General features: G+C 68.6%; 13 protein-coding genes. All 13 read left to right on the forward strand.

The features are described 5' to 3' along the window. Positions 1–295: 295 nt before the first annotated feature. Positions 296–2,212, forward strand: a complete 1,917-nt coding sequence (locus GEV05_21045) for a phage tail sheath family protein (GenBank protein MPZ45824.1) — start codon at positions 296–298, stop codon at positions 2,210–2,212. Positions 2,213–2,224: 12 nt separating this feature from the next. Continuing rightward, positions 2,225–2,743: a phage tail protein gene (locus GEV05_21050; protein MPZ45825.1), complete on the forward strand. Its 519-nt coding sequence runs from the start codon at positions 2,225–2,227 to the stop codon at positions 2,741–2,743. Between the two features lie 16 nt (positions 2,744–2,759). Then, positions 2,760–3,506, forward strand: coding sequence for a hypothetical protein (locus GEV05_21055; GenBank protein MPZ45826.1), 747 nt, complete (start codon positions 2,760–2,762; stop codon positions 3,504–3,506). Continuing rightward, on the forward strand, positions 3,503–4,327 hold the full coding sequence (locus GEV05_21060; protein ID MPZ45827.1) for a hypothetical protein: 825 nt from the start codon (positions 3,503–3,505) through the stop codon (positions 4,325–4,327). The genes GEV05_21055 and GEV05_21060 overlap by 4 nt, the downstream gene beginning before the upstream one ends. Positions 4,328–4,329: 2 nt before the next feature. Next, positions 4,330–5,499, forward strand: coding sequence for a DUF4255 domain-containing protein (locus GEV05_21065; protein MPZ45828.1), 1,170 nt, complete (start codon positions 4,330–4,332; stop codon positions 5,497–5,499). After that, positions 5,496–7,667 carry an AAA family ATPase gene (locus GEV05_21070; GenBank protein MPZ45829.1) on the forward strand — a complete coding sequence of 724 codons (2,172 nt, stop codon included), beginning with the start codon at positions 5,496–5,498 and terminating at the stop codon, positions 7,665–7,667. Before GEV05_21065 ends, GEV05_21070 begins: the two co-directional genes overlap by 4 nt. After that, the gene (locus GEV05_21075; GenBank protein ID MPZ45830.1) at positions 7,664–7,945 is read left to right on the forward strand and encodes a hypothetical protein; all 282 of its coding nucleotides are present in this window, start codon (positions 7,664–7,666) and stop codon (positions 7,943–7,945) included. Before GEV05_21070 ends, GEV05_21075 begins: the two co-directional genes overlap by 4 nt. Further along, on the forward strand, positions 7,942–8,613 hold the full coding sequence (locus GEV05_21080; protein ID MPZ45831.1) for a hypothetical protein: 672 nt from the start codon (positions 7,942–7,944) through the stop codon (positions 8,611–8,613). The genes GEV05_21075 and GEV05_21080 overlap by 4 nt, the downstream gene beginning before the upstream one ends. Before the next feature lie 24 nt (positions 8,614–8,637). Then, positions 8,638–8,910 (forward strand): hypothetical protein, encoded by a 273-nt coding sequence (locus tag GEV05_21085; protein ID MPZ45832.1) that lies wholly within the window; start codon positions 8,638–8,640, stop codon positions 8,908–8,910. Between the two features lie 121 nt (positions 8,911–9,031). Beyond that, positions 9,032–10,177, forward strand: a complete 1,146-nt coding sequence (locus tag GEV05_21090) for a hypothetical protein (protein MPZ45833.1) — start codon at positions 9,032–9,034, stop codon at positions 10,175–10,177. Further along, positions 10,177–10,752: a hypothetical protein gene (locus GEV05_21095; GenBank protein MPZ45834.1), complete on the forward strand. Its 576-nt coding sequence runs from the start codon at positions 10,177–10,179 to the stop codon at positions 10,750–10,752. The genes GEV05_21090 and GEV05_21095 overlap by 1 nt, the downstream gene beginning before the upstream one ends. Further along, positions 10,749–11,075 carry a hypothetical protein gene (locus GEV05_21100; GenBank protein MPZ45835.1) on the forward strand — a complete coding sequence of 109 codons (327 nt, stop codon included), beginning with the start codon at positions 10,749–10,751 and terminating at the stop codon, positions 11,073–11,075. The genes GEV05_21095 and GEV05_21100 overlap by 4 nt, the downstream gene beginning before the upstream one ends. Next, positions 11,075–11,434: hypothetical protein (locus GEV05_21105; protein MPZ45836.1), on the forward strand; the 360-nt coding region annotated here is incomplete at its 3' end. The genes GEV05_21100 and GEV05_21105, both read left to right, overlap by 1 nt.

The raw sequence follows: 11,434 nt of genomic DNA on the forward strand, positions 1-11,434 counted from the left end.
CGATGGCGACCCGGCCCGATCGCGTGGCAACCATCGCCGATGCGATCGAGCGCTACCTTCGCGCGCACCCGGACGCAGCCGACAGCGTGGAAGGCATACGGCTTTGGTGGTTGACCGGCGAGTGCGCGGAGGAATCGCCCGAGTGCATCCGCGCAGCGCTCGAGCGGCTGGAAGCGGCGGGCATCGTGGACCGGCGCACGCTTCCCGGGGGTCAGGTCGTGTATGCGGGCGCGCGGCGGTCCTGAAGGTTGCGCGGCGGTCCTGAAGGTTCTTTGCAGATCAAGGAGACGGCGTCATGGCGCAAGTCAGCTACCCGGGGGTCTACATCGTCGAGAAGCCGAGCGGGGTGCGCACCATCACCGGTGTGGCGACATCGATCGCGGCCTTCGTCGGCTACACGCGCAAAGGCGAGCCGGACCGTGCCGTTTCGATCACCAGCTTCGCCGACTTCGAGCGCACCTACGGCGGGCTCGACCGCGACAGCCCGGTGTCCTATGCCGTGCGCCAGTTCTTCTCCAACGGCGGCACGCAAGCCTTCATCGTGCGCGTCGCGGTCGGCCACGCCACGGCGTCGTGGGTCCTGCAGGATGCGACACCGGCCGACGTGCTGGAAGTGGAAGCGGCAAGCCCGGGCGCCTGGGGCAACGATTTGCGCCTGACGGTGGAAGTGCTTGGGCCGGGACCGACGTTCCCGTCGCGCGTGAAGAATCCGGACGCGGACTTCAACCTGATCGTCTCGCAGGTGCAGAACGGCGCGCTGGTCCCGGTCGAGACGCATCGCAATCTCAGCATGAACGCAAATTCCGCGCAGTACGCCGAGTCGGTGGTGAACAACGCCTCGACCATGATTCGCGTGCACCGTAGCGCCGGCCTGGTGTTCAACCAGGCCGGATTCGCGGTGAGCGGCGCGCCGACCTTCCCGCTCGACCCGACCAACGCGACCATCGGCGGCACGGTCGACGGCACGATGCCGTTCGTGCTGACGCTCGCGAACGCGCCCTGGAACAATATCGGCGAGCTCGTCACCGAGGCGACCAATGCCATCGCCAACGCCGGGCTCGCGGCCAACCTGCAAGCCACGGAAACCGGGCCCGATGGCCAGGTGGGGAACGGCCACTTGCAGCTCGCCTCCGCCACGCCGGGCGAATCGTCCAGCGTGGTCATCGCCGGCGGATCGTTCGGCGGGCTCGCCGCCAGCATCCACATGGGGCTTGCCAACGGCGGGCGTGAATTCACCGGCGCCGCGCAATTTCGTCCCGCCGTGGTCGCCGACGTGGTGCCCGCCACGCCGGGCGTCGACGGCACGCGTGGCGGCGCGATCGACCTCGTCGGCAGCGAATCGGCGAAGACCGGCATGTACGCCCTGCTCGACGTGGATCTCTTCAATATCTTCTGCATTCCGGAGACGTTCGACATGACGGCGGGGCAGGAAGCCGGCGTCATCCCGCAGGCGATCGCCTTGTGCGAATTGAAGCGCGCCTTCTACATCGTCGATGCGCCGTCGAACCGCACGCTCGTCGATATCGGCGCATGGGCGTCCGGCAACCTGTCGCTGGGCAACGCGGCGCGTAATTCCGCCACCTACTTTCCCGCGGTGCGCATCGTCGATCCGCTCGACGGTCTGCGCCCGCGCGGCATGGCGCCTTCGGGCACGCTTGCCGGCATCTATGCCCGCACCGATGCGCAACGCGGCGTGTGGAAGGCGCCGGCCGGAACCGACGCGACCCTGAACGGCGTGCTCGACCTGGCGAGCCCGATGAACGACCTCGAGAACGGGCAGATCAATCCGCTGGGCGTGAATGCGCTGCGCACCTTTCCCGCTTACGGCCGCGTCGCCTGGGGCGCACGCACCGCCCGCGGCGCCGACGCGCAGGCCGACGAGTACAAGTACATCCCGATCCGGCGCCTCGCCCTGTTCCTCGAAGAAAGCCTCTATCGCGGCACGCAATGGGTCGTGTTCGAACCCAACGACGAGCCGCTGTGGGCACAGATCCGCCTCAACGTCGGCGCGTTCATGAACGGCCTGTTCCGCCAGGGCGCGTTCCAGGGCACGACGCCGCAGGACGCGTTCTTCGTCAAATGCGACAAGGAAACGACCACCCAGGCCGATCGCAATCTCGGCATCGTCAACATCGTGGTGGGGTTCGCGCCGCTCAAGCCGGCGGAATTCGTCGTGATCACCATCCAGCAGATCGCCGGCGATCTGCAATAACGGAGTCGAGTCATGGCCCAGTTCGCCGTCAACACGCATCGCTTCGATCCCTACAAGAACTTCAAATTCCGTATCAAGTGGGACGGCCGCTACGTCGCGGGCGTGAGCAAGGTGGGGGCGCTGAAGCGCAGCACCGAAGTGGTCGAGCACCGCGAGGGCGGCGACCCTTCGACCTCGCGCAAATCGCCCGGCCGCACCAAGTACGACGCCATCATGCTCGAGCGCGGCGTCACGCACGATCCCGAGTTCGAAGCCTGGGCCAACAAGGTCTGGCATGTGGGCACGGGCCTGGGCGCCGAGGTGAGCCTGAAGGATTTCCGCAAGGACGTGATCCTCGAGGTCTACAACGAAACCGGCCAGCTCGCCATCGCCTACAAGATCTATCGCTGCTGGGTCTCGGAGTTCCAGGCGCTGCCCGACCTGGATGCGAACGCCAACGCGGTCGCGATCCAGACCATCAAGCTCGAGAACGAAGGCTGGGAACGCGATCCTGCCGTGGTCGAGCCCACGGAGCCGGTCCTTCAAGGATGAGCACAAGGCCTGAAGCATGCAAGCGAGCGCCCCGCACACCGCGATGCGTCCCTTCGGAGCCGCTGCGGACCTGGATCTCGATCTCGGCGACCCCGACCGGCCTTCCTTGGTGACCGGGCTGCTCGCGCACTGCGCCGGGCATGGCGATCCCGAATTCTGGTGGTCGCAGCCGGTCGGCATCCGGACCGCGTCGTTGCTGCGCCTGGTCGGCATCACCGATGCCTCCGCGCGCGAATTCTCCTTCAGCGCGCGTTGTCGGAAAAACGGCTGCGGCGAGCCGTTCGAGTTTTCGCTGTCGCTGTACGCACTGCTCGAAAGCACGCACGACGATGTGCGCATCGAGGCTTCGCTCGCAAGCGGCCGACGCGTCACGCTGCGTCGTCCCACCGGCGACGATCTTCGCCGCTGGCGCGACATGCGACCCGGCTCGCGCGATCAGGCGATGCAAACGATGCTCGACAGCCTGCTGCTCGAGGGCGAAGCACGCGCCGAAGACGCGCCGCTGCTCGCCCGCACGCTGGCTGAGCACGACCCGCTGGTCGCCTTGTCGGTGCTCTGTCCCTGCCCCGCATGCGGCGCCGACAACGACATTCCGATCGACCTCGAAGCGGTGGCGCTGGCACGGCTCGACCGCCGCCGCCGGTCGTTGCTGCACGAGATCCATGCGCTGGCCTCGCGCTATGGCTGGACCGAAGCCGAGATCCTGGCCCTGCCCCCGGCTCGCCGCGCCCACTACCTGGCGCTGATCGAGGTCGAATCATGAGCGACTACTTCGGAGCGCTGCTGCGTTCCAGCGGCATGACGTTGCCGCAGGATGGCGGCTCGGCGCGACCTGTTGCCGAGCGCACTGCGCCTGCGGAGGTCTCGCCCGCCGAGCAGCCTGCATCGCTGCCGGCGCCGACTTCCCATGCGATCGGTGAACCTGTGCCTCACCCGGCGCTGGCGCCCACCACGCTGGCCGTGCAACGCGTGACGGCGCAAATCGAATCCGGACCCGAGTCGCCGCTTCGGCGCGAGGCGATCTCGGACGATGCGGCGCGCAGCGCGCAAACGCTTGCCGCCGAGACGAACCCGGCTGCGCCACGTGCAACGCCATCGGCCGGAGAAGAATCACACGCTCCGCAGCCGCCGCTCGCGCACGCGCTCGTGGATGCCGCGTTGCGCTGGGTGGCCGCCGGCGAGCAGCCGGATCGCCGGCGCACGCCTGCGCACGGTAATGAACCCGCACCGAGCTTCGCCGAACGATCCGGGCACGCGGCAGCGCATGCAAAAGATCCCGCGTCGCAGTTCGAGACTCCAATGGCGCGCGCGCATCCCGTCGCGCCTCCGACTGTCGCGCACGAGCGCAGCGCTGTACCGATGTCGCCGCTTCGTTCGGAGACACCATCGATCGCCCCCGCTCGCATTGCCGAAATAGTCGATCGCGACCCGCCGCTCGATATCTCGATCGGCGCCATCCATGTGCGCGTCGACGCACCTGCCGCGCAGACCGTCACGCAGGCCCTCGCGCCCAGGCAGGTGGTCGCGCCACGCGCTGCGCCCGGGCGCAGTGCGCTCGCGCGCCGTGCGCTGCGCAGGATTTGACCATGGCGCTCGCGGATTCCGCTCGGGCGATCGGCGCCGTTTCACGGCTGCTGCAGGATCACCTCATCCGGCGCGGCTTCGAGGTGTCGATCGGTAAGCCCGAGGAGGCGGCGGCGACCAACACGGAGCCCAAGCTCAACCTGTTCCTGTACGAAACCGCGTTCGACGCGACGCTGCGCAATCTGTCGCTGCGCGACGGCGAACCGCCGCCGTTGTGGCTGGTGCTCAAGTTCCTGCTCACCGCGTTCGATCGCGACGAGCGCAGCGACAGCGCCGCGGCGCACGAGCTGCTCGGCAGCGGCATGTCCGCGCTGCACGAGTTGAACTACCTGCATCTCGATCCGCTGGTCGCACCCGATGTGCAGCTCGCGCTCGAAAATAACCCCGAGCCGCTCAAGCTCACCTTCGACGATTCGAACGCCGACCTGCTCGCCAAGATCATGCAAGGCAGTGACGAGCGCTATCGCCTGTCGGCGGCATTCCAGATGCGCCCGGTGATGATCGTGCCGGGAAGCCTGCCGCGCGCTTCGCTGCTGGTCGGCATCGACTACACCACCGCGCCCGAGACCACGATCGGCCGCGACGGCGTGCGCATCGAAGTGATCCCCTCGCTCGGCGCGCGGCTGCACCGCGTCGAGCCCGATCGCTTCGAAACCGGCGCGACGTTGACGATCTACGGCGACGACGTGAGCGCGGCCAGCATGGAAGTCGTGCTCGGCGACGTGATGCTCACGGTGGTGGAGCGGCGCGTCGACCGCCTGATCGTGACCGCGGAAGGCACTCCCGGCACGCCGATCGCATCGGGCGGCACGCTGTCGGCCGGCGAGCTGCCGCTCATCGTACGCCGGCGCCTGTCGCCCACCCGCACGCGCTCGAGCAATCTGCTGGCGGCGCGGCTGCTGCCGACGGTGACCGGCGCGACGCTGGTCGGATCCGATCTGCAACTGCAGGGCACGCTGCTCGGCACCGATACCGACGACGTCGTGGTCGCGTTCTATCGCGACTCCGATGGCATGACCGTGCACCTGTTCGACACGGTCACGACCGCGGCCGGACAGCAGACCCTCACGGTGGAGAACGCCGCCACCGCGGTGCCGGCGGGCACCTATCGCGCCATCCTGCGGGTGAACAACCAGCAGGCCAGATCGAGCCCCAGTGTGGTGGTGCCATGACGGCTTTACTGTCCAGCGCGCGCTACCCCGCGGAGCCGATTGCCTTCATGCCCGGTGTCCGCGGCCAGGACCCGAGTGCGCAGCACTGGCTTGCGCAGGTGACATTGCGGCTGCGGCGCGAGGTGTGCTGGCTGTGGCGCGAGCGCGGGCTGCAGGGCGCCGCGGAGTCTGCAGCACTGCCGGCGCCGGTGGATCGCGCGCTCGCCGCGCTCGACCTCGTGCGCTACGAGCGCGACAAGCGCAGCTTCTTCGCCGAGGACGTGACCGCGCGTTATCTGAGCGAGCGGATCGCCACGCCAGCTCCGTTCACCGGACCCATGACGCGCGGGTCGTTCGGCTGGGTCGCGCACGAATTGCGCCTCGAACCGGTGGAACGCTTCGTGCTGGCCATGGCGCTGTTGCCGAGCATCGACAGCGCCGCCGGCCCCGTGATCGCGAGTTGCCTCAACGAGCCGGCGCGCACGCGCCCGACCCTCGCGCTGGCGCAGCGCCTGTGGGACGAACCCGACGATCTGCTGCGCTGCTTCGATTCCGCGCATGCGCTGTTGCGTTGCGGCCTGCTCGCTTTCACGCCGGGAAGCGGTTGGAACGAATGGCAAGCCGCGCTCGAAGTGCCGCCGCTGGTGGCGCGCGAATTGTTGTTCGCAGGCGCGGCGCTTCCTTCGGCGCTCGAACCGGTCACGCCGGCGCTGTTGCAGCCCCACCCCGCCGCGGCAGCGGTGGGCAGCATGCGCGCGGCTGCGGCCGACTCGGCCAAGCGCGATGGCAAACGAGATGGAAAGCGGGATGGCAAGCGCGGCCCGCACATCGTTCCCGTGCTGGGTGCAGCCGATGCGCCGTTGGCCGAATGGGCCGCGGCTTGCGCGCAGCAGGCGGGCATGGCCACTGTTCAGCCGAGCCCTGCCTTGCCTCGCGAGCACCTGGCCCAGGCGCTCACCTCGGCATGGCTGCGTGGACACGCGGTCTATCTGCACGCCTCGCTGCTCGGCGACGCTCACGCGCCACACGCCGCGAGCGAGGCTTTGCTGCCGCTCCCCGGTTTGCCATTGACGCTTTTCATCGGCATGCAAGACCGCTCGCTGCTGACTCGCCTCGGTGTGAGCGCGCCGGCGCTTGTCGTGCCGCCGCTCGGCTACGCCGAGCGCCTCGCCTGCTGGCGCGAAGCGCTGCCCGGCGGATCGGCCGCGACGCTGGCGCCCGAGTTCGCGCGCCGCTTCCGCTACGAACGCGCGGCGATCGTGCGCATCGGCGCAGAGCTGGCCGCGCTCGGCCACGAGCCCTCGCTCGACGAGATGCTGGCTCTAGCGCGCGCCGACCTCGACCTCGGCACGCTGGCGCAACCGGTAGTGCCGCGCTTCGGTCTGGACGAGCTGATGCTGCCCGCGGCGCAAGCCGGACAGATCCAGGAGCTCGTCTGTGCGATGACCAATCTCACGCGCGTGCACTACGAATGGGGTGCGGCGCGCGCCTGGGGCGAATGCGGGTTGGCGGCGCTGTTCGCCGGCGCGCCGGGCACCGGCAAGACCATGGCGGCCGAAGCGCTCGCGCGCACGCTCGGGCTGCCGCTGTACCGCATCGACCTTTCGCAGGTCGTCAACAAGTACATCGGCGAGACCGAGAAGAACCTGCGCCGGCTGTTCGACGCCGCCGATGCGGCCGACCTGATCCTGTTCTTCGACGAGGCCGATGCGCTCTTCGGCAAGCGCACCGAGGTGCGCGATGCGCACGACCGCTACGCCAACATCGAGGTGAGCTACCTGCTGGAGCGCATGGAGCGCTTCAAGGGGCTCGCGATCCTCGCCACCAATCGCAAGAAGGATCTCGACGAGGCGTTCCTGCGCCGGCTGCGGTTCGTGGTGGAGTTTCCGCTGCCCGGCGTCGAAGAGCGGCTGCGCATCTGGCGCAGCGTGATTCCCGAAAACGTCGACGCCGCCGATATCGATTTTGGCTTCCTGGCGCAGCGTTTCCCGCTCGCGGGCGGGCATATCCGCGCCATCGTATTCCAGGCATGCCTGCAAAGCGCGTTCGAAGGCGCGCCGCGCCGCCTCACGATGCCGGCGCTGGTGCGCGCGGTGCAGCGCGAATACGACAAGCTCGAGCGCGCCAACAGCCTCGACCAGTTCGGCCCCTATGCCGCGCTGGTCGCCTCGCACAGGACCCCGCGATGACATCCGAGCGTTCGCCGCGCCGCCTGCACATCGAACGCCTCGATCTCGATATGCGCGGCATCCCACCCGCGACGGCAGAAGCCGCCGTGCGAGCGCTGGGTCCAGCGCTCGCGCGGGAGCCGCTCGCACGGGAGTTCGTGGCCGATGCCGGCAATGTCGGGGCGAAGCGGCGCATCGATGCCGGCCGGCTCGCCGCCTCGGCATCGCCCGAACCTGGCGCACTGGCGGCCGGCATCGCGCAGCGCATCGCCGCGAGCCTGAGAAGGAGCCGGCCATGACGCTCATGCACGGGGCGCTCATCGAGTACGGCACGGCGCTGATCGGGCCGATCCCGAACGTGGTCATCTTCCAGTTCAATCCCGAGTCGCTGTCGCGCAAGCTCGAAATCCCGCCGCGGCCGACGGGCGCCACCCAGCGCGAGGTGACACAGGCCGGCGAGAAGACGTTCGAGAGGATCACCTTCAAGGCGCACTTCAGCGCCGCCAACATGCTCGACGAAGGCAAGGCCCTGGCGCAGCTCTTCGGCATCGGACCGCAGCTCGCCGCACTGGAGAAGATGGTCCGGCCCAGCAGCAAGGCGGCGGGTCTTATCGGCGCAGCGCTGGATGCGATCGGCGATGCGCTCGGCATTGGCGGGGCAGACGACGCGCCAGCGCAGCCGATCCCGCGCGAGACCTATCCGCGCATTCTCTTCATCTGGGGCCCGACGCGGATCCTGCCGGTGACCATCGACTCGATGAGCATCTCCGAGCTCGAATACGACGCGGTGCTGAATCCGCTGCGGGCCGAGGTCGACCTCACCGTGAGCGTCATCACCGTGGACGATTGCTCCGACGACGTGCTGGCGAAAGGCGCGCTCGAATACTCGTCGCTCGCCAAGGACGCGCAGGCGATCGCCAACCTGGCCAACACCGCCGACAGCGCGTTCCAGCTGATCCCGCTCTGAGCCGGCCATCCTTCGGGGGACACGATGTTTCTTGCCAATTCCCGTTACGCCAAGGTCGCCACGGTCGAGACCGCCACCTCGACCGGCGAGCAGGTGGTCGCATTGAAGCTGCGGCGCCTGACGCCCGCCACGGGTGAGCCGCAGGTGGTCCAGTCGGGCGATCGCCTCGACCTCTATGCCCACGCGATCAACGGCGACGCGACCCAGTTCTGGCATGTCGCCGACGCCAACAGCGCGCTCGATGGCCGCACTCTGGTCGAGCAGCCGGGCGACACGCTCGACGTTCCGCGGGGCTAGTGTGGTGAATTGCAAATTCGTTCACGTTCGTCATTCCCGCGCAAGCGGGAATCCAGGACTTGATTTCGCCTGGACCCCCGCTTTCGCGAGGGTGACGAACTTCTGACTCGAGACACTGACGATGGCGACGCAACGCTTCCGCGTCTGGTTCGGCGATCGCGCTGCGAGCGAGGACGAGCTCGGGCGCATCGAGGAGATCGAGGTGACGCAGGAGATGGACGCCTTCTGGGAAGCGCGCCTGCGCATGGCGCTGTGCCTGGACGCCAATGGTGCCTGGCTGCACTGGCCGGGAGAGAGCGCCGCCCCCTTCACGCGCGTGCGCGTGGAGCTCGACATGGGCAACGGCCACTTCGCGGCGCTGATCGACGGGCCGCTGGTGAGCATCGACGCCGGGCTCGATGCCCAGCCCGGCCGCAGCACGGCCACCATCGTCGTGCGCGACGACAGCGCCTTCATGAACCGCGACGAGGAGATCGAGCCGCCCTTCGAGCATCGCGCCGCCAGCGAGATCGCCGAGGAGCTGTTCGGCCGCTTCGAGCAGATCCAGGCGACTCGCATCGAATCCACCGACGCCGCGCCCGAGACGACCACGCGCCGCGGTACGGTGCTGCAGTTCCTGCGCGAGATGGGGCAAGCCAACGATCGACACGCCTATGTGCTGCCGGGCGAAGAACCGGGCGCCAGCATCGGCTGCTTCCTGCCCGACCCGGAGGACGCGGCCGGTCTGCCGCCGCTGGTGCTGGTCGGCGATGGCCGCAATCTCGCCAATGCAAACGTCACGGAAGATCCGGACGGTGGCGAGCGCACTCAGGCGGCGGTGCTGCGCGTCGACGACCAGGGCGTGACGAGCTTCGAGACCAGCGCCGAAGATCTCGGTCTCATGCGCAATCTCCCGGCGCAACCCGCCGACCTGACGCCGCGACGGCTGCTCGATCCCACGGACAACACGCGCGAAGACCCGGCGGCGGCGGCCACCGCCCAGGCGCGGCGCAATGGCTACGTCTACAAGCTGACGAGCCAGGTCATTCCCGGCTGTTACGGTACCCTGCTCTCGCCTTATCAGAAGGTGCGTGTCGACGCGGGCGCCACGCCGTATAGCGGCGAGTACCTCATCACCAAGGTGGTCCATCGCATCACGGCCTCGGTGCATACGCAGGAGCTCGAAGCGAAGGCCGATTCGGCGACCGAAGTTTCCGGTGCCGCGGTCGCAGAAGCCCTGGGCGGGGGCTTGAAGCTGGCGGTGTCCGCCGGCGGAGGAATCTTCTGATGCCGGACGTTCTGGAGCGCAATGTCGAGCGCCTGGTCGAGCGGGCCGGGACGACCTATTACGGCAAGTACCGCGGCGTCGTCACCGACGTGGACGACCCCAACAACCAGTGCCGCATTCGCGCCACCGTACCGGCCGTGCTGGGCGATCACCCCTGCGGCTGGGCGCTGCCAGCCGCGCCGTTCGCCGGCGACGGACACGGCATGGTGCTGCTGCCCAAGGTGGGCTCGGGCGTGTGGATCGAGTTCGAGGCCGGTCGCCTCGATAACCCCATCTGGTCGGGCGCGTGGTGGGCAGCCGGCGAGCGTCCGGATCCGCAAGGTGCGGCGATCCGCATCGTCGTCTCGGAAAATGGCCACAAGGTCATCCTCGACGACGAAGCCGACGAGCTGAAGCTCGTGCACGGCAGCGGTCCGGAGATCAAGCTCACCGCCACCGAGATCGTGCTCACCTGCGGCGCCTGCGAGATCCGCATCGGCACCGACGACATCTCGCTCAACAACGGCCTCATCAAGGTCGGGCTTGCCGGCGTAAGCCTCGTCAACGGCGCGATGACCTTCGGAGTGCCGCCGTGATCCCGATCCTTACGACCACCAGCACGGTGATGTGCCCGCACGGCGGCCAGGCGCAGTTGCTGACAACCAACACCGAGGCGCTGATCGACGGCGCGCCGGCGCTGCTGCAGACCGACCTGCACCCCGTCGTGGCCTGCCCGTTCACCCCGGTCGCCTATTCGCCGTGCGTGACGATCCGCTGGATCACGGGCGCGACGCAAACCTCGGTGCGCAACGTGCCGGTGCTGCTGCAGACGAGCATCGGCCTGTGCCTCAACGCGGCGCAAGCGCCGCAAGGCACCGCCATCGTGGTCCAGGTTCAGCAACGCGGGAAGGGGACGTGATGGCGGCGCTTTCCAACGGCAGGCATCTGGCGTTTCCGTTTCGCATCGGCACCGACGGACGCACGGCCGCGCCCGCCAACGACGACGCGCACGTGCGCGACGAGCTGCTGCAGTTGCTGCTGACGAGCCCGGCCGAGCGCCTGTTCCTGCCCGACTTCGGCGGCGGCGTGCGCAAGCTCGTGTTCGAACCCGCCTCCGAGACGCTGCGCGGCGTGGTGAAGGCGCGCATCACCAATGGGCTTTCGCGCTGGCTCGGCCATCGTCTCACGGTCGAGCTCATCGAAGTGATCTGGGACGATCCGGCAGCGACCCTGGAAGTGACCGTGAAATACCGGCCGGCCGGCAGCCCGGATTCGCGC

The sequence above is a fragment of the Betaproteobacteria bacterium genome, from assembly GCA_009377585.1.
In the GTDB taxonomy this organism is placed as follows: domain Bacteria; phylum Pseudomonadota; class Gammaproteobacteria; order Burkholderiales; family WYBJ01; genus WYBJ01.